Here is a 25,682-nt window from a genome sequence, read left to right as displayed (position 1 = left end):
TCCGTTTGGCACGGAGGACATATCGTGTTTTGGGAAAAGAAACTGGGAAGTTGGGCGGACACCATCCGCAGTCAGGCTGCCATACCTTTGCGGCTGGAATTATGGAACGGTCAACGGCTGGACCTTGGCGCGCCGACGCCGCAAGTCACGGTCAAGGTGCCGCATGTATCGGCGCTAAGCTATCTGTTGACGCCCTCGCTCTTCAACCTCGGCAAAGCTTACGTCGAAGGCAAGATCGAGGTCGAAGGCCGGGCCAATGAAATCATTTCAGTCGCCAATTTGCTGGCACGTCACACGCTGCAACCCGAAGGAAAATTTGCACGCATCGCGCGGTCCTTTCACCATACGAAGAAACGTGACGAGGAAGCGATCCGCTATCACTACGATGTTTCCAATGAGTTCTACAGTACCTGGCTCGATGAAAACATGGTGTACTCCTGTGCCTACTTTGAAAACGGTACGGAAGACTTGGCCACCGCTCAACTCACGAAAATCGATCACATCCTGACCAAGATTCAGGTGCGGCCCGGAGACACACTGCTCGACATCGGTTGTGGCTGGGGAGCCCTGGTCATGCGTGCCGCGGAAAAATTCGGCGCGCGCTGTGTCGGTGTCACGCTCTCGCAAAACCAGTACGACCTGGCGAAGGAGAGGATCGCCCGTGCGGGCTTGTCCGATCGCGTCGAAATCCGCATGCAGGATTATCGCGACGTCAGCGGACGCTTTGACCGCGTCACCAGCGTCGGCATGTTTGAGCATGTCGGTGCGCGACATCTCGCGGAGTACTTCGCGAAAGTAAACGCACTACTCGCAGACGGCGGCCTGGCGATGAATCACGGGATTACCACCACTGACCCCAAGGATGGCGAAACCGCTTATGGTGGCGGCGAGTTTATCGAGCAGTACGTTTTTCCGCATGGGGAACTGGTGCACATCGGTACCGTGCTCAAGGCCATGCAGGAAGGTGGGCTCGAGGCGTACGATGTGGAGAATCTGCGCAAGCATTACGCAAAAACCTGCGGTATCTGGGCAGAAAATTTCGAGAACCACGCAGAGCGCCTGAAGACCATGGTGGAGGACCGACGCTTCCGCATCTGGCGTGTGTATCTTGCGGGCTGCGCCTATGCGTTCGCAAATGACTGGGTTTCGCTCTACCAGGTCATCTGCGCGAAAGCGGGAAGCGATGGATCGGTGCTACCTTGGTCGCGCCGGTACATGTATCAGCACTGACTGGATGTGGCAGATACGTCGCCGGGGCACGACGTCTTGATCAGGAGTGCCTCGGGGAACGCCTGCGGCGCGGTTCTCTTATACCAATTCTGACTTATAACGGTACAAATGAAATCGAGGTTTTTTGACTGGCAAGGCGCAGCCAGGCTGAAAAAGACGCGATGTCCTGTTGCGTTATGGGCAGAGATTGGTATGACTGCTAGGCCGGTGCATTCAGCCTGTCGGTGAACATTTTCCGAAACTTTGCCACCTTGGGCGCGACTACAAACGCGCAGTAGCCCTGCAGCGGGTGCTGGCGGAAATAATTCTGGTGATAGTCTTCCGCCTTGTAATACGTTTCGGCGGAACTCAGTTCGGTGACGATAGGCGCATCCCATACGCTGGCCATGCAGGCAATGACCTGCTTGGCGATGTCATGCTGTTCAGGGGTATGGTAGTAGATGACCGAACGATACTGGGTACCAACATCGTTGCCCTGACGATTCAGCGTGGTTGGATCGTGGATGGTGAAAAATATTTCAAGGATCTCGCGGTAGCTTACCTGTGCCGGATCGAACTCCAGTCGTACGACTTCCGCATGACCGGTATCGCCGTCGCATACCTGCTCATAAGTTGGATTGGCCACATGGCCGCCGGTGTAACCCGACTCCACGTGCAATATCCCTCTTAATTCCTGATAGACCGCTTCCAGACACCAGAAGCATCCCCCGCCCAGTGTTGCTGTTTCCGTCGTCATGATGTGCTCCATGTGTATTCCACGACTTTAACGCAAACGGACAGGAATGCCTATGAGCGCATGTTGACTTGCATCAATTTTGGCACACGGCAGCATGAGGGTGTTTCCACCCAGAATGCAATTTGGCGCCGGTGCTGGTGTATGATTTTTCTTTCCAGTTTCCCGATTACATCATGCTCCAGGCCACTTTCCTTGTCGATGCCCTCAAACGCGAGCTCAAGGCACGCGGAATTACCTATGCCGACCTGGCGACACGCATCGGCATGTCGGAAGCGAGCATCAAGCGGATGTTCTCGCACAAGAACTTTACCTTGCAGCGCCTGGATGAAATCTTGCAGGCAACCGGCATCGATTTCCGTGACATCGCGTTGGGAGCGAACGATGAATCGCGCCTGATATCCGAGCTCACGCATGAGCAGGAAAGGGAAATCATCGGCAACACGCGGCTGTTCGTGGTTGCGGTGTCGGTGCTCAACCAGCTGACCGTGGAGCAAATCCTCGAGACTTACCAGCTGACCGAGGCGGAAGTGGTCAAGCATCTGGTCCGCCTTGACCGCCTCGGGTTTCTTGAACTGCTGCCAAATAACCGGGTCAAGCTGTTAGTGTCGCGGACGTTTCGCTGGATTCCGAACGGTCCTATCCAGACGCACTTCAGGGAACAAGCCTATGGCGATTTCCTTGCGTCGCGTTTTGACCATGAAAACGAAATGCTTCGCCTGGTCAATGTGATGCTGTCGAAGCAATCGATCGCGGCGCTGCTGGAGCGCATGAAGCAAGTGGCGCGTGAGTTTTCACAGCGGCACCAGGAGGATGCGCGACTACCGTTCGAAGAACGTTTTTCCATCAGTTTTCTTCTGGCCGCAAGACCATGGATGCCGGAGACCTTCCAAACCCTGCTGCGGCCGGCCCCTTCGCCCACGGCTTCCACACGTACGGTGCGCCGCAAGTAGGGGCACGGTCGCCATGCCTAGGTATTTTTAGGCATAATGGGCAATATTTAGTGGATTTTCGATGTCTAAACAATCTTCAAGCGCGGGCCCGCCGGAGTTCGATTCGCACCATTTCCGTCAGGCTTTGTCGCAGTTCGCCACCGGTGTCACGGTGATCACCACCCGGCTGGCGGACGGTACTTTTCTCGGCTTGACCGCCAGTTCCTTCAATTCCGTTTCCCTTGATCCGCCGCTGGTATTGTGGAGCCTTGCGCAAGGTGCCAGCAGCATGCCGGTTTTCACGGGCAACTCCCATTATGTGATTAATATCCTGGCTGGCAATCAGGCGGCGCTGGCCGAGCGCTTTGCGATGCGCATCGACAACCGCTTTGAAGGAGTGGACTTCGAGTTGTCCTACACGGGCTTGCCGATTCTCAAAGGCGTATCGGCATGGTTTGAATGTCACAATCGCAGTCGCTACCCGGAGGGCGACCATGTGATCTTCGTTGGTGAGGTCGAGCGCTGCGATGTAACTCCGAAGCCCGCACTGGTTTTCCATGGCGGAAAATTCGTATCGACCGCATCCCGTTAAGGGTTGCTTACCGCAGCCAGCGAGCACTGCTTATTGCTTATTCTCCCGCCGGCATCACACTCACGCTGATCCTGTCGTAATGACCGAAATCGTCCAGCGCAGTGATGTCGTAGCGCCCCGCTTCCGGAAACGCAATGGTTTGCACCGCGGTTCCGGGCAGGCGCCCCAGCAGGCGGCCGTTCAGCATCCACATCAATTCACTGCGCGCACCGCGAATTTCCAGTCTGGCTTTTGGATCGGTCTTGCCAGGCACGCGCCGGATGATTTCCCCATCGCTAAGACCAACGATCCTGATGCCGCCATCAGGGCGATAGGCGTCCCGGCATTCAGGCGCCCATTCGGGCGGCAGCACACGCTGGCGCAGTGCCGGCTCCAGCCACGGTTCCAGCGAAGCAGGCCAACGTGCAGTCTGACGCTGCTCGGCCGGTCCGCGCGCGCAGTCCGGCATGACACGCAGCCGGCTTTGCAAATCCACATGGTAGGTCAATACCGGTGCTGCATTGCGCATCCGATCCGGAAAGCTGGGTGGTGTGGTGCCGCTTAATATCCACGCCGTCCGTTGCACCGCACAGAGCTGTGAATTGGCGGGATCGAATCGCATGCCCAGCGGCCAACAGATTTTTTCCTGGCTGACGCCAGGCGGCGCAGGATTCGGGCTGAGGGTGCGCCCGTCGGGCAACGCGCTGAAGATATCGACCAGCAAAGGCGCTGCGACATTTGCACCGAAGAATCCGGGATTCGGCGTGCCGTCCGGACGCCCCACCCAGACACCAATGGTGTAACGGTTGCTGACGCCGATCGCCCACGCATCGCGAAATCCGAAGCTGGTACCGGTTTTCCAGGCAATGCCGCGGTATGCGCCCAAGCCCTCCACCGCCCTCCCGACCGGACCGCCGGTTTCCAGGATGTCGCGCACAATGAAAGCCGCCCCTTCGCTCATCATGCGTTGCTCGACACGTGGTGCCGCCGGCGTAAAACGTGGCGTACCGGCAAGGCCTTTGCGGGCAAAGGCCGCATAAGCGCCAACCATGTCTTCAAGGCGTGCGGCGGCGCCGCCGAGGATGACGCTGAGGTTGGGCTCGGCGCCACGCGGGAATTCCAGCTTCAGCCCGCCGCGCCTGAGCATGGCGACAAAGCGTGCCGGACCAAGCTGTTCCAGTACCTCTACCGCCGGGACATTGAGCGACTTGACCAGCGCTTCCGAAACACTGACCGGCCCATTGAATGACTGCTGGAAATTCCCCGGCTGGTAACCGGAAAAGGATTGCGGCGTATCGGACAGCAAGGATTCCGAATGGATCAACCCCTCGTCGAGGGCGAATGCATACAGGAAGGGTTTCAGCGTCGATCCGGGCGAACGCGGCGCACGTACCATGTCGACATGGCTGAAGCGTTCCTTGTCGCTGAAGTCAGCCGAACCCGCATAGGCCAGCACCTCGAATGTCGCGTTGTCCATTACCATCGCGGCAAGCGACACGCGCGGCGGCAGCATGCGAACGCGATCCCCTAGCAAGCCTTCCACAGTCGCCTGCGCATTGACGTCGATGGTGGTGTCGATACGGTTGCGGTTGCTATTACGATCGCCGACACTGCGCCTGAGCCGTTGAGCCAGCAGTGGCGCCAGCAGCGGCTCCCTGACGATCTGTGCAACGACGGGTTCCGTGAGTGCATCCGCTACGGCTTCCGCGCTCCAGCGCCCCTGCAGCCTGTGCAACACCTTGTCGCGTGCCGCCTGCGCTTTCTGCGGATAACGGTCGGGCCGCAATACGGACGGCATCTGCGGCAAGACCGTCAGCAACGCCGCTTCCGCATGAGTAAGCCGGTTCGACGGTTTGCCGAGATAGGCGCGGCTGGCGGCTTCAACTCCTTCAAGCACGCCACCCATCGGCGCGTAATTGACATAGAGCCCGAGAATCTCGGACTTCGAATAATGGCATTCAATCTGCAGCGCACGCAGGATCTGCTTGAGTTTGCCGCGCACCGTGCGAGGCGTCGGATCAAGTATGCGTGCCACCTGCATCGTGATTGTCGATCCGCCGGAAATCACGCGTCCATGCACCAACCATTGCCAGCCGGCGCGTACCAGCGCAAACGGATTGACACCGGGGTGCCACCGGAAGGTCCGGTCCTCGTAGGTAATCAATGCCTGCAGGTACAGCGGCGATACCTCGTTGAGGGATACCGGATGTCGCCAGACATGATCCTTGTCCGGAAATGCGCGTAGCGGCGTACCGTCACGGGCAACCACGACCAAGGCATACGGAGAATCCCTGCCGGGTACCGGCAAGGGAAACATCCAGTCGAGGGTGACGAGCAAGCCGGCGATACACAACAACGCTATCCCCCACCCGCGACATGTGCGACCGGCATGCAAGCATATCTTCATTGCTGCTTACTTGCCTCCAGCCTTGGGAGCATCAGTCGGCTTTGCATACGCACCGGCATTCGCATCCACCACGGTCAAGATATCGCTGCCGCCAGTCAAGCCATACAGCTCGGGGCGATACATGTCTTCCGCATAGAGCGCAGGGACAATGAACCTGCCCGGTGTGACAACACGTGCACGGTAGAAAAGATTGAGCGCATTCCTGTCCAGCCTGGCTGCGGCGACAAAACGATCATCGCGGAATTCCACATGCTTGATGCGCGGGTCCGCCATGGCCTGTGCCGGATTCACATTGGCAATGCTGACCGCACCCATTTGCTCACCCTGCACAATGTTCAGGTTTTCGATTTCCAGACCGGCGGGAATGCGGTCGACCACCATGCCGTTGCCGATGGCGGTCTTCGATTTCGCGCTCAGGTGGACCAGCACGCTTTCTCCAACCTTCAGTGCCCGGCCTGCAATCACACTGCCATCCGGCGCATGCAGGGTGCGCGTGAGCTCGATCGGATCCGACTTCGCGGCTGGTTGCCTGACCGGATTGCCACTCAGCGAGAGTTCGACGAACAGGCGATCCTTGTGCGTGTTGGCAATCCTGATGCCGTTCGTCAGTTCCGCCGGAGTCAGTTCTCGGAAATGGCTACTCTTGCTGTTGACCTCTTCCGCCTTGCCGCCAGTGCTCAGGCTTGCTGTCCATGGACCTGTGTCATGGCCATAGGTGCGCCCAACCAGGAACAATGCAAGTTTTTCCTGCGTGCTGTAGTAGCGATACTTTTCCATTTCGCCGGAGACGACGGCGATCAGGTTCTCGCGTCCATCGACGGCGACCTGGTGCTTTTCCAGCAAGGCATAGGACATCGCCGCATCACGCAAGGTACTGCCGTAGTCCCACCACCAGTAACCGTTGTCGCGGTTCTTGCGCACTCCTTCGGCAATGGCGACATTGCTCTTTTCCTGATCGCCCATCAGCTTGAGCGCCAGTCCCAGTTGCACCAGCGGCAAGCCGGAATGTGCCTGCGCCCGCAACTCGTGCAGCTGGCGTACAGTGGACAACGGCGCTTTCTTGTCGCGGGCTAGCACGTAAGCACCGTAGGCAAGTACGCCGTAGCGGCCGTTGTCGCGCTGACGATCTTCCTGCCACAAGCCGCTATTTGCTGTCGCCGGGGTGCTTGCAGGCCCATTTGCCGGAAGACGGGACACGCCTTCCTGCAAACCGCGCAAGAGGAAGTCCATTGCCTTGTTGAACATCGCGTCCGGCACACCGAAGCCTTGTTCGCGCGCATCCTGCAGGAAGCTGGTGACATAAGCTGATAACCAGTACTCGTACTCGGACATGTTGCCCCACAGAGCGAAGCCGCCGTTCGGCGCCTGCATGGCACCAAGTCGGGCAATCGCCTGGTCCAGCATCTCGGCGCGCTTTTCGCGTGTAAAGGGTTTCAGTCCGAAACGGCGGGCGGCTTCTTCATCGATGAAGACATGCGGATAAGCGGTACTGGTGGTCTGTTCCGCGCAACCGTAGGGATAAGTCAGCAAGCCCTGGATGGCGGAACGGATATCGATCGGCGCTTTGTTCGACACGACGACATGCGCCAGCAGCGAGCCGCGATGCAGTCCGGAGAGTTCAGGATCCTTGATATCGAGCGTTTCCCCCGGCTTGATGCTGTAGCGCTGGGTGAACTGCTGTTGCGGCGTGGTCGGCTGCACCATCAGCGCGAAGCTGCGCTCCAGCTTGAGTTGTTCGCCATCAACCTTGACGGTAACCGTGTGCAGTCCGGGCACCGCGCGCGCCTCGACCGGGAAGCGCAGCGTACGTTTTTCCTGGTCTTTCAGGGTCAAGGTACGATCGCCTTCCTGCACGCTGATGCCCTCGCCGCCGCTGACTGCAAGTTTCAATTGCTGCGACGCGCCGGACAGATTGTGCAGGTCGAGTGCGATCACGGCGGTGTCTCCAAAGGACAAAAAGCGCGGCGTTGCCAGCTCGGCGACGAGCGGCGCAGCCACTGTCATTTCCGTATCCTTGCTGCCGAAACGCTCAGGCGCAGCCACCACCGCCATCAGCCGCAGCGTGCCATTGAAGTCAGGCAATGCCAGTGGAATCTCGGCCTCGCCCTGGTCATTCAGCATGACTGGTCCGCTGAAGAGATCAACCAGCCTGACCTTCTTCGGCAGGCTGCGCGTGGTCTTCGGTGTATTGTCGCCGCCAAACTTGAGCTTGCCTTTCTGGCCCTGCATTTTTTCGATCAGCCGACCGTAGATATCGTGCTGGTCGGCACCATAACGCAACTTGCCAAAGAAGTAGCCATGCGGATCGGGTGATGCGAATTTGGTGATGTTGAGAATACCGACATCGACTGCCGACAACGTCACGAACGCCTTCTGGCCCTTGGCATCAGGCGCCTTGACCTTGACCTTGACAGTGGTTTCCGGTCTGACTTTTTGTGGCGCCTCGAGCGCGACATGCATCTTGCGGTCCGCACGTTCCAGCGGCAAATGAATCATGCCCAATGCGCGCGCAGGCGTGACGCGATCACCCTGATTGCCCGGCCTGAGTACCATCACCGAAACGTAGAGATCGTGACGCTTCCAGTCGCGGTTGAGCGGGATATCGACCGTCGTATTGGTACCGGATACCGAGATGCGCTTGAACCAAAAGGTACGATCGCCTTCGACGGATACCAGCGCTTCGCCCGAATGCGGGGGCGTGATGGTGACAGTTGCCGTATCGCCATCACGATAGGCAGCCTTGTCCAGCTTGAGGGCAACGCGGTCGGGACGCACGCCCTGGGTTTCGTCGGTCCGCGCGCTCCATCCGGCATAGAAACGGTAGACGTTCAGCAGCCCTGTTTCCGGGTCTGAGATCTCCACGCGATACCGGCCATAGCGCACCGGAAGGCGCAGCTTGCCACGGCCGCCGGCAGGCACGCCGATCGATGCGGTTTCGACCAGCTCGTCGGTTTCGGTGAAGCCGGAATTCCAGCCGCGCTGGTCATCGAAACGCCAGTAGTAATCGCGGTTTTCGCGGAACAGGCGAACCGGCATCGCGGCTGCCGGCAAGATCTTGCCGTCGCGATCCGCACGCACCACTTCGAATTCCACCGGGCTGTTTTCGGCTGCGTAGTCGCCTGTGAACAAGGGGCGTACGCCAACCAGTGCCGCACCCGGCCAGACCACGCGATCGATACTGCGGACCACCGGGCGGCCACCGGTTTCCAGCAGGCTCATGGTCGCGCGTACCGTGAACGGTGAACGGCGCTTCTCGATCGGCGACAGGTCGACGGTGATCTCGGCAACGCCCTTGTCGTCAAGCGCCTGCTCCTCGATTTCCTTGCGCGTCTTCGCGTCGTCGTCACCAACGTCGCCGAACTCGAATCCCGGGAATTGTTTGGCCAGCGGGTTCTTGTTGCGTTCGAACTGGGCGACGCCGAGCAAGCGGTTCCCTGCGGCCGGCGCGCCATACAGATAACTGCCGCGCACCGCAATGGTCATTGGCTCGTCCGGTGTCAGCGTAGCTTGTGTCGTGTTCAGATCGAGCTTCATGCGCTCGGGTAAAAATTCTTCGACACCGAAACGGAATACCGTGGCCGGCACCTTGTCGGCCGGATCGCTGCGCAGTTCCAGCGTCCAGAATCCGGTCGGCGCATCGGCCGGAAGATCGAGACGTTTGACGTAATAGCCGGCAAACCGGCTGTCGGGCCGCCAGGTCGCGGTGAACTGGCTCTTGCCATCAGGTCGTTTCAGCACGGCCTGGATCGGCTGCGCCGGAACTGCACGTCCATCGGCATCCCGCGCAAGCACAGAGAGGTCAAAACTTTCACCGGGCCGGTACAGGTTGCGGCCGGAGTAGGCGAACAGTCTTGTCGGTTTGAATGGCGCGCCGGTGACCTCGTATTCCGACAGGTCAAGCGCCGGTTCTTTCAAGGCCAGCAGAGACACCTGCCTATCGCTGCGCGCCATGACCACCCTGGCGTTCTTCGGCCGCTCGGCAAATCCAGCATGGCCTTCGCTATCGGTCTCGGCACGCGCCAAAACCTTGCCCTGCTCGTCGATCCAGGTGACTTCGACCGCCTTGACCGGCTTGCCTGTCGCAAGCGAGCTGACGAAGGCGTCGCCGCCCTTGTCGAACATGCGCAAATGAAGGCCGAGGTCACTGACGTAAAAATACGTGGTCTGATACTCATAGCGGAACCTGCCCGGCTGGCTCATCACCGCGACGTACACGCCCGGCTCCTTGAGCTCCTTGATGTCTTCCACGGACAAATAGGTAACGCTGCGCCGGTTGGGTTTCTGTTCGGTCAGGAATCGGCCCATGTAGACGCTTTCCGTCATATTGCGCAAGTCGTCCAGTTGGTAGTTCTGCACTGCGCCGCGTAGCGAACTGCGACGCCAGTCGTCATCATTCTGCTCGCCGTCTTCTTCGTTTGTTTCAGCCACTTCCTTTTTCTTCGGCGCACCACTGATTACGCGGTCGAGGAAGCGCGGAAGCTGGTCGCTTTTCACGCGCAGGAACTGGACATCGACTTCCGGCACATTGACGGTTACCACCGGCACGCCGCCATTCTGCTTCGCCGGCAGGACCATGCCATTGCTGGCGAAGTAATACGCGGGGGAAACCGGCGCGGAAACGATGGAGTAGCGGGATTCGGCTGCAAGCTTCTTGCCGTTGCGGGCCGGCAGGTCGACCAATACCTGCACGACGTAACGTGTTTGCGGTTTGATGTGCGGGAAGTACAGCAGACGGGGATTTTCACCGACGATCCAGGCACCAGGCACGACTTTTCCGTCCTTGGTATCGGTGTCGGCCGGTGCTGTGCTCACCACCGAAGTCTTGCTTCGGGGGTCACGGGATTCTTCGTCTTCGTCGGTATTTTGCTCGGGCGCGCCCTCGACTTTTCCCGGCATTTCAAAAACACGCAGGTACTTGTCGTAGGTCTTTCCACTATCGAGTGGGAGACTGAAGGTCAGTGCGATTGCCGGCGCGCCGTCAAAACTGCGATCTGCGGCATCGACAAGAACGAAGGCGGCATTGGGATCGATGGCCAACTCGCCATCCGCTTGTCGATGCGCGACATACCAATAGACGGCCGCGAAAAATGCAATCAGAACGATGGCGATGCCGGCGATTTTCGCGCGCATGAGCAAATCCTGTGTCGTAAAGTCGTGTAAAGCGGAATAAATTTCCGCCAAACATTATGTCACAGGGAAATGCTTTTATTGCCTGAATTGCAATTGAATTTTTGCAGCGGACTACTGGGCGAATTATCGGCGTTCTGTATTCAGTTCGTTCGGTCCGTGCCGTTCAGTAATCGCGACAGGATGCCGGAAGAGTCGTGTGCGGCACGGCGCAACCGATCATTGACGCCTTGCCATGCCTGTTCAACTGGCGGTGCCTCCACCAGGATGATGTCGGCGTGTACCGTGTCGGCGGAACGCATTGCCGCGTACAGGTCATGCGCATAGCCGTCGGGCGTCGCGGGCAAGCGCAATGTGGCCTTGAGATTGGCCGCGTCAAATGCACTGTGGCAGATGAGGGAAACTGATTTTCCGTGTGCGGACAGATTGACTACCGTATCGGCGAGAACTTTCGACAGAACCAGGGCGACCGGCGTACTCGGTGCGTAGTGCGCTTCCAGCGTGCCGGAAGCACGCGGAGCCGCGGCATCGGGCTGCTTCGGTTCGATGCCGATGACATGCGCAATATCCGAAGCGCTGATGTGACCCGGGCGCAGCAGCACAGGTCCATGCGTGCTCATGCGGGTCAGGTCGACGATGGTCGACTCGATGCCGACATCGCTCTGGCCGCCATCGAGTACGCAGGCCAGCGGACCGACCTCAGCCTGATCTTCATTGCTGCCGAATTCATCGCGCACATGCTGTGCGGTGGTCGGGCTGACGTGGCCGAACTTGTTGGCCGAAGGCGCAGCAATACCACCTTTGCCGCCCTTGAATTGGCGCAACAGTGCCTGTGCGACGGGATGCGAAGGACAGCGCAAACCAACCGAATCCTGCCCCCCGGAGACAGCGTCGGGAATGTGCGCTGCGCGTTTGAGAATCAGTGTCAATGGCCCGGGCCAGAACGCGTCAATGAGCCGGTGCGCCTGTTCAGGAACTTCTGTCGTCCAGTAGCCGATATCGGCGCCGGGAGCCAGGTGCACAATCACCGGATGGTTGGATGGGCGTCCCTTGGCGGCATAGATCTTTGCTACCGCAGCGGGGTTTTCCGCGTCCGCTCCCAGACCGTAGACGGTCTCTGTTGGAAAAGCGACCAGCTCGCCCGCTTCCAGCTGGCGAGCGGCGTAACCAATAGCGGACAGATCGAGTTCGGACATGTGGCAACCAGCTTCTTCAGAGCGCGATGCCGAGGATCGCGCAGGCGGCGCGCAAGCTTTCCTGAGCCGCTGCGAGCGTCGGCGCGACAAACGTCACGTGACCCATCTTGCGGCCACGGCGCGGATCATCCTTGCCATAGAGGTGCAGGTTTGAGCCCGGTAATGCCAGCACCTTGTCCCACGCCGGTTCACGCGGCGCATCGCTGCCGCCGTCAAACCAGACATCGCCAAGGATGTTGAGCATCACCGCCGGCGAATGCTGACGCACATCGCCCAGCGGCAAACGCGCCATCGCCCTTACCTGCTGCGCGAACTGGCTGGTGACGCAGGCATCGATCGTGTAGTGGCCGCTGTTATGCGGGCGCGGCGCCATTTCATTGACCACCAGCGAACCGTCCTGCAGCACGAAGAATTCTATGCACAGCACCCCGACATAGCCGAGTTGCGCAATGATGGACAGCGCCGCCTGTTGCGCCTTGTCTGCCGACTGGGCGGAGACGTTCGGACCCGGCACCGTGGTGGTGAACAGGATGCCGTCGCGATGGACGTTTTCGGCGATCGGATACACCACCGATTTACCATCGGCACCGCGCGCGGTGAGAACGGAAATTTCGTACGCCAGCGGCAGCATCTTTTCCAGCACGCAGCTGACGCCGTTCAGTGCGGCGAAAGCCTGGCGCACCTCGTCTTGCGATTTGACGCGGACCTGACCCTTGCCGTCATAGCCCATGCGGACCGTCTTCAAAATGCCGGGGAAGAGCGTGTCGGGAATCGTGGCGATATCCTGCTCGGAGTCGATGACGTGATATGGCGCGGGCAACACGCCCGAGTTGGGCGCGCACTGCGTGAAGAACTGCTTTTCCGCGATGCGGTCCTGCGCAATCGACACGCAGGACGCCGCCGGTGCGACGAAGCTGCGATCGGCCAGAAAGGACAGGCTGCGCGCGGGAACGTTTTCGAATTCGGTGGTAATGGCGGCGCATTGCAAGGCCATTTCAGCCAGCGCCGCCTCATCGCCGTAGTCAGCGGACAGCAGATGGTCTGCCGCATGCCCGGCCGGACAGTCTTTGGCCGGTTCCAGCACTGCCACCTTGAAGCCCATCATTTGCGCCGCGTGGACGAACATGCGTCCCAGCTGGCCACCGCCCATCACGCCCAGCCAGGCAGGTGGTGTGGCTGAAGGCAGCAAGGGTTTAAATGGGTCACTCATGCGGGCAAGGTCATGTCGAGTGCCGTTTGCGTCTGCCTGGCGCGGAACTCCTGCAGACGTGCGGCAAGTTGATCATCCGTTGCGGCGAGAATCGCAATCGCGGTCAGTGCGGCATTCGCGGCACCGGCTTCGCCGATGGCGAAGGTCGACACCGGGATACCTTTCGGCATCTGCACGATGGACAGCAAGGAATCTTCGCCGCGCAGGTATTTGGAGGGAACAGGCACGCCGAGCACCGGCACGATGGTCTTTGCCGCTACCATGCCCGGCAAATGCGCGGCACCGCCGGCGCCGGCAATGATGGCACGCAGACCGCGTCCGCGCGCTGCCTCGGCATAAGCAAACATCTGATCCGGCATGCGATGCGCGGAGATGACCTTGGCCTCGTGCGGAATGCCGAAATCCTTGAGCATGGCAACCGCATGCTGCATCACTTCCCAGTCGGAAGATGATCCCATGATGACGCCGACCAGCGGCGCGGCAGACGGTGTGCTCATCTCAGTCCTTCAGCGTGGTACCGGTCAGGCGCTCAAGCGCTTCACGATATTTCGCACCGGTTTTTTCGATCACGTCGGCCGGCAAGGCGGGCGCGGGGGCAGTCTTGTTCCAGTCCTTCAGCGTCTCGAGATAATCACGCACGAACTGCTTGTCGAAGGATGGCGGCGACATGCCCGGCGCATACGAATCGGCAGGCCAGAAACGCGAGGAGTCAGCGGTCAGCACTTCATCCATCAGGTGCAGGGTGCCGTTGTCATCGAGGCCGAATTCAAACTTGGTGTCGGCGATGATGATGCCGCGTGTCGCCGCATAGTCGGCGGCGGTCTGGTACAGCTTGATGCTGACGTCGCGCATCTTGGCGGCGAGTTCCTTGCCGATGCGCTTTTCCATTTCTTCGAAACTGATGTTCTCATCGTGCTCGCCGAGATCGGCCTTGGCCGCTGGCGTAAAGATCGGCGACGCCAGCTTGTCTGCCTGGCGCAGGCCGCTGGGCAGCGCGATGCCGCAGACGGTGCCGGTCGCCTGGTAATCCTTCCAGCCGGAGCCGATGATGTAGCCGCGCACGACGGCTTCAACCAGGATGGGCTTGAGGCGCTTGGCGACCACTGCACGTCCGCGCACCTGGTCAGCTTCGTCTTCCCGCACCACCGATTCCGGCGCGATGCCCGTCAGGTGATTCGGCACGATGTCGCCGAGCTTCTCGAACCAGAAATCGGACATCTGGTTCAGTACCCTGCCCTTGCCGGGAATGGGCTCGTTCATCACGACGTCGAAGGCCGACAGGCGGTCACTGGTGACGATGAGGATCTTGTCATCGCCGACCGCATAGTTGTCGCGCACTTTGCCGCGGCCGAGGAGCGGCAGCGACGAGATGGTGGATTGGTAGAGACTGTTCATGAGGTTCTCAAAAAGCTAAACCGGCGGGTGCTCGCTGCACGCCGCCGGTTGATTTATTGCGAAAGTCGAATTTTACTGCACGATCTGCGACAACTCGCCTTTTTTGTACATTTCTGCAATTTTTTCGAGCGGCAAAGGCTTGATCTTGGCAGCCTGACCTTCACAGCCAAAGGCGATCATGCGCGACTTGACGACCTTCTTGGCAGCTTCACGGGCCGGCTTCAGGTATTCGCGCGGGTCGAACTTGGACGGGTTTTCGATGAAGAAACGACGGATCGCACCGGTCATTGCCAGACGGATATCAGTATCGATATTGATCTTGCGTACGCCGTGCTTGATGCCTTCCTGGATTTCTTCGACCGGGACACCATAGGTTTCCTTCATGTCACCGCCGAACTGACGGATCTCGGCCAGCAATTCCTGCGGCACCGATGAGGAACCGTGCATCACCAGGTGAGTGTTGGGGATGCGCGCGTGGATCTCCTTGATGCGGTCGATCGCGAGGATGTCGCCGGTCGGCTTGCGGGAAAACTTGTAGGCGCCATGCGAGGTGCCGATCGCGATAGCGAGCGCGTCGCACTGGGTCAGCTTGACGAAGTCGGCTGCCTGGTTGACGTCGGTCAGCAACTGTTCGCGGGTCATTGTGCCTTCCGCGCCGTGGCCGTCTTCCTTGTCGCCCTTCATGGTCTCGAGCGAACCAAGCACACCGAGTTCAGCCTCGACAGTGACACCGATGGAGTGCGAAAACTCGACGACCTTGCGTGACACTTCGACGTTGTACTCATAGCTGGCAACCGACTTGCCGTCTTCCATCAGCGAGCCGTCCATCATTACCGAGGTGAAACCGGATTTGATCGCGGCCATGCAGACTGCCGGCGACTGGCCGTGATCCTGGTGCATGACGACAGGGATATGCGGATAGGCTTCGACCGCAGCTTCGATCAGGTGGCGCAGGAAGGCTTCTCCGGCGTACTTGCGCGCGCCTGCGGAAGCTTGCATGATCACCGGCGCGCCGACTTCATTGGCGGCTTCCATGATCGCAGTCACCTGCTCCAGGTTGTTGACGTTGAATGCGGGCAGACCGTAGCCGTTTTCGGCAGCGTGGTCGAGCAATTGACGCATGGATACGAGAGGCATGATGTTCTCCAAACAATAAAATTAGTTTCGCCGATCTTTTAGTATTCGCCGATCTTCATGATCTTCAGGGCGTTGGTACCACCGACCTGACCCATCGGTTCTCCCCAGGTAAGGACAATCATGTCACCTTTATGAACAACACCTTTGGCGAGAAGCAAATCCTGCGCGCCTTTCAGTACCGCTTCGCGGTCGGTTGAGTGCGCCAGCTCAAAGGTGGTCACGTTGCGGTACAGCGCGGCCTTGCGCTGCGTGGCGAGAATTGGCGTGATCGCGTAGATCGGGATGTCGATGTTGTGGCGGCTCATCCATAGCGCGGTCGAACCGGATTCGGTGAGCGCGGCAATCGCCTTCACCCGCAGATGATAGGCGGTGAACAAGGCACCATAAGCAATCGACTGGTCGATACGGGTAAATGTTGCATTCAGGAAGTCCGCATCGAGTTTGACGACATCGGATTTCTCGGCTTCCTGGCAGACGGCGGCCATGATCTCGACAGTTTCCACCGGGTATTTACCGGACGCGGTTTCGGCGGAAGTCATCACGGCGTCGGTGCCATCCAGCACTGCGTTCGCGACGTCGGATACTTCGGCGCGGGTCGGCACCGCATTGACAATCATCGACTCCATCATCTGGGTTGCCGTGATTGCCAGCTTGTTGGATGCGCGTGCCATCTTGATCATGCGCTTTTGCAGCGCCGGGACCGCAGCATTGCCGACTTCCACTGCGAGATCACCGCGCGCCACCATGATGCCGTCGGATGCGTCGAGGATTTCCTGCAGTGCTGGAATCGCTTCGGCACGCTCGATCTTGGCGATCATCTGCGGCTTGTGACGGCTGCCCTCGCCGGCGATGTTAGCCAGCTGGCGCGCCATGACCATGTCGGTTGCGCTCTTCGGAAAGGACACGGCGATATAGTCGGCCTGGAAGCTCATCGCGGTCTTGATGTCTTCCATGTCCTTGGCGGTCAGCGCAGGCGCCGACAAGCCGCCGCCGAGACGGTTGATGCCCTTGTTGTTGGACAGTTCGCCGCCGATCCTGACGGTCGTATGGATCGCGCTGCCGACAATCTTGTCGACGACGAGTACGATCAGGCCGTCATTGAGCAACAGCACATCGGCCGGCTTGAGATCGCGCGGCAATTCCTTGTAATCCAGCCCGGCGCGTGCCTGATCGCCCATTTCGCAATCGGCATCCAGAATGAACTTGCTGCCGTTTTCCAGGAAGATCTTGCCGTTCTCGAACTTGCCGACACGTATCTTCGGCCCCTGCAGGTCGGCCATGATCGCGATTTCGCGTCCGCATTCGGCAGCCACCTTGCGCACCAGGCTGGCGCGGTCGATATGGTCCTGCGCCTTGCCGTGCGAGAAATTGAGCCGCACGACGTTGACACCGGCCTTGATCATCCGGAGCAGCGTTTCCGGATCGCTCGAAGCAGGTCCGATGGTGGCGACAATTTTAGTAGCTCTGATCATGGTGAAACCTTCTGTAACTTACAGTGGGCGATGTTGTACATGACACTAACGTAAAGCAACGGTGACGGCGCGCGGTTTGCACGCGTTTTGCGCGCCGCGACTGTCCGGCTTACTTCGCCCGTTGCAACAGGATGTCGACCGCTGGCAGGGTCTTCCCTTCCAGGAATTCGAGGAAGGCGCCGCCGCCGGTCGAGATATAGCCAACCTTGTCGGCGATGTTGTACTTTGCAATGGCTGCCAGCGTGTCGCCGCCGCCTGCGATGGAAAAGCCCTTCGATTCCGCGATGGCCATCGCCAGCGTCCTGGTGCCTTCGGCGAACTGATCGAACTCAAACACGCCGACCGGACCGTTCCAGACAATGGTGCCCGCCTTCGCGATCTGTTCCGCCAGCTGCTTCGCTGTCTTCGGACCGATATCGAGAATCATGTCGTCGTCGGTCACGTCCTTCACATCCTTGACCGTGGCTGCGGCCGTCGGCGAAAACTCCTTCGCACAGACGACATCGACCGGAATCGGCACCGAGGCACCGCGTGCTGCCAGCATATCGATAATGGCTTTCGCCTCGCTGACAAGATCCGCTTCGGCCAGCGACTTGCCGATCTTGAGACCGGAGGCCAGCATGAAGGTATTGGCGATGCCGCCGCCGACGATCAGGTTATCGACCTTGTCGGCCAGGGACTTGAGAATGGTGAGCTTGGTGGAGACCTTGGAGCCGGCAACGATGGCGACCAGCGGGCGTGCCGGCTGGCCAAGTGCCTTGCCGAGCGCATCGAGTTCGGCGGCGAGCAGCGGGCCTGCGCAGGCAATCGGTGCAAATTTGGCAATGCCGTGTGTGGTCGCTTCGGCGCGATGCGCGGTGCCGAATGCATCATTGACATAGACGTCGCACAGCTTCGCCATCTTTTGTGCCAGTTCGTCGTTGTTTTTCTTTTCGCCTTTGTTGACGCGGCAATTTTCGAGCAGGACTACCTGGCCCGGTGCGACATCGACGCCGTCGACCCAGTTCTGCTTCAGGTCGACCGGCTTGCCGAGCAACTCGGACAGGCGCTTGGCGATCGGCGCAAGCGAATCTTGCGGCTTGAATTCGCCCTCGGTCGGTCGGCCAAGATGGGAGGTCACCATCACGGCGGCGCCCGCCTGGAGTGCCTGCTGGATGGCTGGAACCGAGGCGCGGATGCGGGTATCTTCAGTAATATTGCCGGCATCGTCCTGCGGGACGTTGAGATCGGCACGGATGAAAACGCGTTTGCCCTGGAGTTGATTGCTTGCGGTGAGATCGCTCAAACGGTTGAATTGCATGGCAGGCAGACAATTATTGAAAGAATGGAAAAACGCGTATTTTACTCCACCGCACCCTGCCAAAGAACCCTTATCGGCTTATAAGATGACGCGGAGCAAACTGTAAGCCGCCATTCCGACGATGATCGTCCCGAGCATATGTCGCTTGTACAGGAAGAACAAGGTGGCGGCGATCCCGGCCATCAGTTTCGGGTTCATCCAGCTGACTTGTATCGCGCCATTCACCAATACCAGGTCGGGTACGACAATCGCAGCCAGCGCGGCCGCAGGCGCATAGCGCAGGGCGTGCTGCACCTTGGGCGGCATCTTGACCGCATGTCCAAGCAGGAAGAAAGACCCGCGTGTGATCAATGTGGCAAGCGTCAGCAGGCCGATGGCGAGCCAGGTATCGAGGTCACTCATCACCCGCCTCCTTGTTCCGATCAAGCACGGTATCGACCGCCATCGCCGCCATCATCCCGACGATTACCGCAACCAGCAGTCCGAGGCGGTACGGCAGCTCGGCAGCGGCCACCGCGACCGCGCCGGCCACGACGACGCCAGCCAGCGCTGCCATATTGATAGTGAGTGGAATGGCAACCGCCAAGAGTGCCAGGGTGCCGGCAAAACCGATGCCCCAGCTTTGCGGAATCTGGCTGGCCAGCAGGATGCCGGTCACCGAGCCAGCCTGCCAGGTACACCAGTTAGGGTAGCCAATGCCATTGAAGAAACCGACCTTGCCCGCGGTATGCGGCGCGGTCTCCGCCGGAAAGCGCTGCGGGAACAAGCCCATGGTCACATCGGCATTGAAATACCCGTGCCAGAGCCGCTTGTACCAGGGAAGGTGGGCGAAATGCGGCGCCAGGGCAGCAGCGAAAATCACGAAGCGAAGGTTGACAACCAGTGCCGTCAGGAACACCACGCCCAGTGGAACATTGGCCGCCATTAAAGGCAAGGATGCCAACTGCGCCGAACCGGCAAACACCAGAAAGGTCATGCCCAGGGACTGGGTGATGGAAAGGTCGCTTTTGACCATGGCCATTCCGGCCACCAATCCCCACGCAAAAATACCGGGAATGGTCGGCGCGCATGCCTTGAAGCCCTCGCGAAACGCGCGTTTTTCGACGTCGGCGGATGCGGACTCCGCCGTGCCTGTTTGTGTATTGCTCATAGTGTTGAATTTGCGGAGGAGAGACGCTCGTCACGCTCCCCGCCAACCCGGCGTCATCCCGTGTTCGCGATGGCGAAACACGGATCGGCGCGGCAATTGAATCCGGAAAAAATCAAAGCGCCATTCTACAGACGAATTTTCTCCCCCGTTGGGATGGGCTAAAATCGAGGTTTTGGCACATTCCTGGAGACCCATTATGTCCATGTCCGACCGCGACGGAAAAATCTGGAAAGACGGTGAACTCATTGACTGGCGTGACGCGACGGTACATCTGCTGACCCATACACTGCACTATGGCATGGGCGTTTTTGAAGGTGTGCGTGCCTACAAGACCGACAAGGGCACGGCGATCTTCCGCCTGAAGGAACATACGCAACGACTGTTCAACTCCGCCAAGATTTTCCAGATGAAGATTCCGTTTGACATGGAAACCATCATGGAAGCGCAGCGCCAGGTCGTGCGCGAGAACCAGCTCGAATCCTGCTACCTGCGTCCGCTGGTCTGGATCGGTTCCGAAAAGCTCGGCATCTCGGCCAAGGGCAATACCATTCACGTCGCCGTCGCGGCATGGCCATGGGGCGCTTATCTTGGTGAAGATGGACTCGCGAAGGGTATTCGCGTCAAGACTTCTTCCTTCACACGCCATCATGTGAATGTTTCGCTGGTGCGCGCAAAGGCCTGCGGTTATTACATCAACTCCATCCTGGCCAACCAGGAAGCACTGACCGACGGTTACGACGAAGCGCTGCTGCTCGACACCGAGGGCTACGTGTCCGAAGGCTCGGGCGAGAACGTCTTCATCGTCAAGAACGGCAAGATCTATACGCCTGATCTTGCATCCTGCCTCGACGGCATTACGCGTGATGCGGTATTGACCATGGCGCGCGACCTCGGCATTGAAGTCATTGAAAAGCGCATTACACGCGACGAAATGTACTGCTGCGACGAAGCCTTCTTTACTGGCACCGCGGCGGAAATCACGCCGATTCGCGAACTCGACAACCGCCAGATCGGCGAAGGCAAGCGCGGCCCGATCACCGAAAAACTGCAATCGCTGTTCTTCGATGTCGTCGCCGGCAAAGCACCGCAATACCAGCACTGGCTGACCCTGGTTTAACTAACCACTTAGAGCAAAATCCATGACCCAAGCACAGCAACAGAACAACATGAGTTACGTCGAACTCGACGGCGACGACCTGCCGGCTTATTGCCCGAATCCGGCAATGCCGATCTGGTCCTCGCATCCGCGCATCTTCATTCCGCTCGACCATAATAACGAAGGCAAATGCTCGTATTGCGGGACCGTCTACCGCCTCAAGCCGGGCGCAGTCGTCAAGGGCCACTAAGCCCGTCACCTGATCTTCCATGGGGCGGCAGGCACTTTCTCACATTCTGCCGCTCTCTTCCTTGTTCGCCCATTGCCACGGTGTTGCAGTGTCGCACTATTGCAGTACTACAGTGTTATGCCGCGGCACCTCGTGCCGACGCAAGCCATTGCTCTATACTGTTCTGTTCCGGCTCATGCTCTTTCACATCGATCGCAGTCCATCATTCCGACCGGAAAGGACAACGACATACCATGTCTAATTTCAATAAGATTCTGGAAACACCCGAAGAAACCGAAGCGGCATTTTATGAAGCCATCAGCCGTGCCGACGTCGATGCTGTCATGGCGTTGTGGGCAGATGAGGAAGACATCGTCTGCATCCATCCCGGCGCGCCGCGATTGGTCGGTCATGCCTCGATCCGTGCCGCGTGGGAATCGATTTTTGAACAGGGCGGCGTCCATATTCGCCCGGTGCAATTGCATGTGACACAAAACATGATGACCTCGGTACACAACATCATCGAGGAAGTGCATCGCACTGTATCGCGGCAACAGGACATCCATATTCTCGCGACCAATGTTTACGTCAAGACGCATGCGGGATGGCGTATCGTGACCCATCATGCATCGGTCGTGCCTGGCGAGGCGCCAAGCGATATTTCCGTGAGCGCGTTGCTGCACTGATTTGACATGCACTACACCGCTCCTTCGTGGCTTCCCGGCGGCCACCTGCAAACCATCTATCCGGCGAAATGCATACCCAAGCCGCAGGTTGCGTACCGACGCGAACGCTGGCCGACGCCGGATGGCGATTTTATCGATATCGACTTCGTCGACGGCAAACCGGGACAGCCCTTCGTCGTACTGTTTCATGGCTTGGAAGGCTCATCGGATAGCCACTACGCCCGCGCACTGATGGCGCAAGTTGCCGCACTGGGCTGGTCCGGGGCGGTGCCGCATTTTCGTGGTTGTTCGGGCGAGTTGAACCATGCGCCCCGCTTCTATCATTCCGGCGATGCGAGAGAAGTCGAGTGGATCATCCGGCGCCTGCACGCCATGCGCAGTACAGCGCATCCAGAGGCAAAATTCTATGCGGCCGGTGTATCGCTCGGCGGCAATGCGCTGTTGCGCTGGCTGGGCGAATCGCAACAGCAGGCCGGGATTGTCGATGCGGCCTGCGCTGTCTCGGCGCCACTCGACCTGGCTGGCGGTGGTGCTGCGTTGTCGCGTGGATTTAACATGATTTACACCCGCGTATTCCTTGAAACGCTCAAGCCGAAATGCGTGCAAAAGCTGCAGCAGTTTCCCGGTCTGTTTGATAAAGATACGATGCTTCGCGCACGCAACCTGTACGAGTTCGACAATATCGTGACGGCACCATTGCATGGCTTTCGTGATACCGATGACTACTGGCATCGTGCCAGCGCCAAACACGTATTGTCGGACATTACCGTGCCGACCCTGGTACTGAATGCAAAGAACGATCCCTTCCTTCCCGCACATCATTTGCCGCAATCGGCATCGCCCCGTGTCACACTCGAGTATCCTGAACATGGCGGCCACGTCGGCTTTGCTGTTGGCGGGCCGCCCGGCAAGCTTGATTGGCTGCCCCGGCGCGTGATCGACTTTTTGCAAGCAGCCTAGCTTGACCACCGCACTGGCATCGAAAGGAGTGAAACATGGATGAAATCGTCAAACAGGCAATGGCGAAATGGCCGAACGTGCCGCATTGCTATGGCTGGCTCGGCCTGGATGCTCGTGGCGTATGGCGCATGCGGGATGAACGCGCCCAGACTTTACAACTTCCTGGCGACAAGATTGCCAATGCGGCGTTGCTGGGTTTTATCAATCGCAATTACACGCATGACGACAAGGGACGCTGGTATTTCCAGAACGGACCGCAACGCGTCTATGTGAATCTTGAAGCAACTCCCTATATCGCCCGTACCGATCCGACGCGAGGCTTCCTGCTGCAAACAGGGGATCCGCTCGCGGCGATTGACGAAGCCTGGCTTACCGAAGGCGGCCAGCTGGTACTTCGAAGCGGAGAAAAGATTGCGCTGGTGGATGATCGCGACATGGCGCAATGTCTGCCGCAATTGCAGCTGGATGGCGGCCCCGTCGGCGATGAGCAATTGCTTGCCTGGATCGAAGGCGAAGGCAAGTCTGGCAAACTTCATTTCGACTATGCTGGCGGCCGTATCGACGTTGGTTATATCAAGCGGGGAGCGCTCGCCGATCGTTTCCGTTTCGTGACCGCGCCGCAGCCCGATCCGGCATCGGTTTGATTGCAGGTATCAGATATCCGAATTGAATCAGTCCTACATCGCGAGCGTCCCTAGCGCTCGCGGGCTTCCTTCATTTCCTCCATCCACCGTGCTTTTAATTCCCGTTCACGCGCATCGATGACAGCCTGATCGTAGAACGAGGCGTCCGGCGAACGGCGCGCGATACCAAGCTGGTCAATTGCCGCCGGCATGGCGCCATTGATTGCATAGGCTTCGGCAAGAGCCAGATGCTGCAGTGCCTGCCTGCCTTGTGCGGCATATGCCTGGGCGAGCTTGTCCTGCAGCTTGGCATCGGTACGGTAGAGCTGAACTTGATCGCGCAGGTAGTCCACCGCATCGTTATTGCGCCCCGCACGCATCAACGCGTCAGCATATTGCCGGGCTATGCCGCGTGATATGGGGAACTTAGACCGTGCCGCATCCGCTTCCTTCAACGCGCCATTGACATCGTTGGCGACCAGTTTGACATCAATGGCGAAACTGGCGAGCACCGGGCTTTGGACCGGCGCTCCTGCGCCCTGCGCAGCTGCGTAGGTTTCCTGCAGCAGACTCTGCGCCTTGGGCACGTTGCCTTGTCGCAGTGCGATCACCGCCTGACCATATTTTGCGCCCATGACTTGCATACGCGTCTTCAACTGCAACTGGTTATCAAACGCTTCCGATGCAATGCGCAAACCTTGCGGGGATAGATCTTGCAGGACACGCAAGCGTGCGCGGATCAGATGGAAATCGATACTGTCTGCACGTTGCTTGTAGCGTTGACCACGCGTGCGGGCTTCAATGTCAGCCATCCGCTCGGTGGTCAACGGATGCGATCGCAGATAAGCAGGCGCGGAGTCCGTATAGGACCGCGTGGCATTCTGCATCCGCCCAAAAAAGGCGATCATGCCCGATGTATCGTAGCCGGCATCACGCATGATCTGCAGACCGACGCGGTCGGCTTCGCGTTCTGCATCTCGGCTGAAATTGAGCTGCCGTTGCATCGCAATGCCCTGCCCACCCATCATCAAGGCAGCCGAGGTATCGGGGCTGGATCGCGCGGCCAACGCAGCGAGCAACACCGCTGCCAGCGGAATCAAGGCATCCTGCTTCTGCTTGCCCAGCATCCGCGCGATATGCCGCTGCGCCACGTGGCCGACTTCGTGCGCCATGACGGATGCCAGCTCCGATTCATTCTGCGCTGCAAGTACCAGGGCGGAATGCACGCCGATAAAACCACCAGGCAAGGCGAACGCATTCAACATCGGGTCCCGTACTGCGAAAAACTCAAAGTCGTACACGGCTTCACCGCGCGCCTCCGGCTGAACAGCCAGCAAGGTCGCGCCGAAATTGTTCAGGTACTCCGATACCGGATCATCATCCAGGAAGTCGCGGTCACGCCGGATTTCCCGCATGATTTGCTCACCCAGCTTACGCTCCATCAGCGGCGACAGCGCTTCCCGCTCGGTATCGCCAAGGCTGGGCAGATTCTGGGCATGTGAGGCAACAGGAAACCAGGCCGCCGGCATGCCAATGGATGCCGCCAGAGTCACTGCCATCACCGAGCGTGCTACCTGGTATCGTTTTGGAAAGAAGAATTTCGATTTCACGGTGCTATGATACCTCGACAGGAATCCTCTTCACTATGGAATCGAGTTTGTTACCTATGGACACAAAAGAACACAAAGATGGCACGAACGACAACGGCGGACTGACCCACTTCGATGCAACCGGGCAGGCGCATATGGTCGATGTCGGCGCAAAGGACGAAACGCATCGGGTGGCTGTTGCGACCGGGACGATACGGATGAAGCCGGAGACGCTGGCGATTATTCAGTCGGGGACGGCGAAGAAGGGAGACGTGCTCGGGATTGCGCGGATCGCGGCGATTATGGGAGCGAAGAAGACGAGTGATTTGATTCCGTTATGTCATCCGTTGGCGCTGACGAAGGTGTCGGTGGAGTTCGTTATCAATGACCAGAATTCATCAATAAGCTGCACGGCCTGCGTCGAGACGCACGGCAAGACTGGAGTCGAAATCGAAGCGCTGACGGCTATACAGGTAGGTCTGTTAACCATTTACGATATGTGCAAAGCCGTGGACCGTGGAATGGTAATTCATGACGTAAGATTATTGGAAAAGCGTGGTGGGAAATCTGGAAAATGGGTATCCGAATAAATGCGTTGAAGCGAAACTGTTTTCTCGTTTGCGCCGCCAATCTAAATTA

22 protein-coding genes are annotated in these 25,682 nt (G+C 58.9%); 9 read left to right on the top strand and 13 right to left on the bottom strand.

From position 1 onward, the window contains the following. The first annotated feature begins 24 nt into the window (after positions 1 to 24). Positions 25 to 1,230 carry a class I SAM-dependent methyltransferase gene (locus ACFQUU_RS19010; RefSeq protein ID WP_382249693.1) on the top strand — a complete coding sequence of 402 codons (1,206 nt, stop codon included), beginning with the start codon at positions 25 to 27 and terminating at the stop codon, positions 1,228 to 1,230. A 199-nt stretch (positions 1,231 to 1,429) separates the two neighbouring features. Here the strand turns inward: ACFQUU_RS19010 and msrA are convergent, their stop codons facing one another. Next, positions 1,430 to 1,966, bottom strand: a complete 537-nt coding sequence (gene msrA / locus ACFQUU_RS19005) for a peptide-methionine (S)-S-oxide reductase MsrA (protein WP_382249692.1) — start codon at positions 1,964 to 1,966, stop codon at positions 1,430 to 1,432. A gap of 137 nt (positions 1,967 to 2,103) precedes the next feature. On the opposite strand from msrA, the gene ACFQUU_RS19000 reads away from it, so the two are divergent. After that, entirely contained in the window at positions 2,104 to 2,916 is an 813-nt protein-coding gene (locus ACFQUU_RS19000) for a helix-turn-helix domain-containing protein (RefSeq protein ID WP_382249691.1), read from the top strand. Positions 2,917 to 2,977: 61 nt separating this feature from the next. After that, a complete protein-coding gene (locus tag ACFQUU_RS18995; protein ID WP_382249690.1) occupies positions 2,978 to 3,487 on the top strand; it encodes a flavin reductase family protein in 510 nt (169 codons plus the stop codon). Positions 3,488 to 3,524: 37 nt separating this feature from the next. Here the strand turns inward: ACFQUU_RS18995 and pbpC are convergent, their stop codons facing one another. The 11 genes from pbpC to ACFQUU_RS18940 all read right to left on the bottom strand — a co-directional run bounded on the left by pbpC (position 3,525) and on the right by ACFQUU_RS18940 (position 19,860). Next, positions 3,525 to 5,873 carry a penicillin-binding protein 1C gene (pbpC, locus tag ACFQUU_RS18990; protein ID WP_382249689.1) on the bottom strand — a complete coding sequence of 783 codons (2,349 nt, stop codon included), beginning with the start codon at positions 5,871 to 5,873 and terminating at the stop codon, positions 3,525 to 3,527. A 6-nt stretch (positions 5,874 to 5,879) separates the two neighbouring features. Then, entirely contained in the window at positions 5,880 to 11,003 is a 5,124-nt protein-coding gene (locus tag ACFQUU_RS18985; RefSeq protein ID WP_382249688.1) for an MG2 domain-containing protein, read from the bottom strand. Positions 11,004 to 11,143: 140 nt separating this feature from the next. Then, complete coding sequence (locus ACFQUU_RS18980; RefSeq protein ID WP_382249687.1) at positions 11,144 to 12,196, bottom strand: L-threonylcarbamoyladenylate synthase; 1,053 nt, start codon at positions 12,194 to 12,196, stop codon at positions 11,144 to 11,146. A 16-nt stretch (positions 12,197 to 12,212) separates the two neighbouring features. Further along, complete coding sequence (locus ACFQUU_RS18975; RefSeq protein WP_382249686.1) at positions 12,213 to 13,406, bottom strand: 5-(carboxyamino)imidazole ribonucleotide synthase; 1,194 nt, start codon at positions 13,404 to 13,406, stop codon at positions 12,213 to 12,215. Continuing rightward, entirely contained in the window at positions 13,403 to 13,903 is a 501-nt protein-coding gene (purE, locus tag ACFQUU_RS18970; protein WP_382249685.1) for a 5-(carboxyamino)imidazole ribonucleotide mutase, read from the bottom strand. Before purE ends, ACFQUU_RS18975 begins: the two co-directional genes overlap by 4 nt. Position 13,904: 1 nt before the next feature. After that, positions 13,905 to 14,801, bottom strand: a complete 897-nt coding sequence (locus tag ACFQUU_RS18965) for a phosphoribosylaminoimidazolesuccinocarboxamide synthase (RefSeq protein WP_382249684.1) — start codon at positions 14,799 to 14,801, stop codon at positions 13,905 to 13,907. 72 nt (positions 14,802 to 14,873) lie between these two features. Further along, positions 14,874 to 15,938 (bottom strand): class II fructose-bisphosphate aldolase, encoded by a 1,065-nt coding sequence (fba, locus tag ACFQUU_RS18960; protein ID WP_382249683.1) that lies wholly within the window; start codon positions 15,936 to 15,938, stop codon positions 14,874 to 14,876. Positions 15,939 to 15,976: 38 nt separating this feature from the next. Beyond that, a complete protein-coding gene (gene pyk, locus ACFQUU_RS18955) occupies positions 15,977 to 17,410 on the bottom strand; it encodes a pyruvate kinase (protein WP_382249682.1) in 1,434 nt (477 codons plus the stop codon). Between the two features lie 109 nt (positions 17,411 to 17,519). Then, the gene (locus ACFQUU_RS18950; protein WP_382249681.1) at positions 17,520 to 18,710 is read right to left on the bottom strand and encodes a phosphoglycerate kinase; all 1,191 of its coding nucleotides are present in this window, start codon (positions 18,708 to 18,710) and stop codon (positions 17,520 to 17,522) included. Positions 18,711 to 18,788: 78 nt separating this feature from the next. Then, entirely contained in the window at positions 18,789 to 19,112 is a 324-nt protein-coding gene (locus tag ACFQUU_RS18945) for an AzlD domain-containing protein (RefSeq protein WP_382249680.1), read from the bottom strand. After that, on the bottom strand, positions 19,105 to 19,860 hold the full coding sequence (locus tag ACFQUU_RS18940; protein ID WP_382249679.1) for an AzlC family ABC transporter permease: 756 nt from the start codon (positions 19,858 to 19,860) through the stop codon (positions 19,105 to 19,107). The genes ACFQUU_RS18945 and ACFQUU_RS18940 overlap by 8 nt, the downstream gene beginning before the upstream one ends. A gap of 196 nt (positions 19,861 to 20,056) precedes the next feature. Between ACFQUU_RS18940 and ACFQUU_RS18935 the strand changes: the two genes are divergently transcribed. The 5 genes from ACFQUU_RS18935 (at position 20,057) to ACFQUU_RS18915 (ending at position 23,475) form a co-directional block, all read left to right on the top strand. After that, positions 20,057 to 20,977 (top strand): branched-chain amino acid transaminase, encoded by a 921-nt coding sequence (locus tag ACFQUU_RS18935; RefSeq protein WP_382249678.1) that lies wholly within the window; start codon positions 20,057 to 20,059, stop codon positions 20,975 to 20,977. Positions 20,978 to 20,999: 22 nt separating this feature from the next. Continuing rightward, positions 21,000 to 21,206, top strand: a complete 207-nt coding sequence (locus tag ACFQUU_RS18930; protein WP_382249677.1) for a zinc-finger domain-containing protein — start codon at positions 21,000 to 21,002, stop codon at positions 21,204 to 21,206. 233 nt (positions 21,207 to 21,439) lie between these two features. Further along, positions 21,440 to 21,871 carry a nuclear transport factor 2 family protein gene (locus tag ACFQUU_RS18925; protein WP_057291864.1) on the top strand — a complete coding sequence of 144 codons (432 nt, stop codon included), beginning with the start codon at positions 21,440 to 21,442 and terminating at the stop codon, positions 21,869 to 21,871. A 6-nt stretch (positions 21,872 to 21,877) separates the two neighbouring features. Beyond that, positions 21,878 to 22,831, top strand: coding sequence for a YheT family hydrolase (locus ACFQUU_RS18920; protein WP_382249676.1), 954 nt, complete (start codon positions 21,878 to 21,880; stop codon positions 22,829 to 22,831). 35 nt (positions 22,832 to 22,866) lie between these two features. Then, positions 22,867 to 23,475, top strand: coding sequence for a DUF2946 family protein (locus tag ACFQUU_RS18915; RefSeq protein WP_382249675.1), 609 nt, complete (start codon positions 22,867 to 22,869; stop codon positions 23,473 to 23,475). Positions 23,476 to 23,525: 50 nt separating this feature from the next. Here ACFQUU_RS18915 and ACFQUU_RS18910 read toward each other — a convergent pair whose 3' ends face one another. Continuing rightward, complete coding sequence (locus ACFQUU_RS18910) at positions 23,526 to 24,983, bottom strand: M48 family metalloprotease (protein WP_382249758.1); 1,458 nt, start codon at positions 24,981 to 24,983, stop codon at positions 23,526 to 23,528. Positions 24,984 to 25,120: 137 nt separating this feature from the next. On the opposite strand from ACFQUU_RS18910, the gene moaC reads away from it, so the two are divergent. Further along, the gene (gene moaC / locus ACFQUU_RS18905; protein WP_382249674.1) at positions 25,121 to 25,633 is read left to right on the top strand and encodes a cyclic pyranopterin monophosphate synthase MoaC; all 513 of its coding nucleotides are present in this window, start codon (positions 25,121 to 25,123) and stop codon (positions 25,631 to 25,633) included. Positions 25,634 to 25,682: the final 49 nt, after the last annotated feature.

Source organism: Herbaspirillum sp. GCM10030257 (genome assembly GCF_042666555.1).
Taxonomy (GTDB): domain Bacteria; phylum Pseudomonadota; class Gammaproteobacteria; order Burkholderiales; family Burkholderiaceae_D; genus Noviherbaspirillum.
The sequence above is the reverse complement of the archived record's forward strand: the minus strand, read 5'-3'. Positions and strand labels throughout refer to the sequence as shown.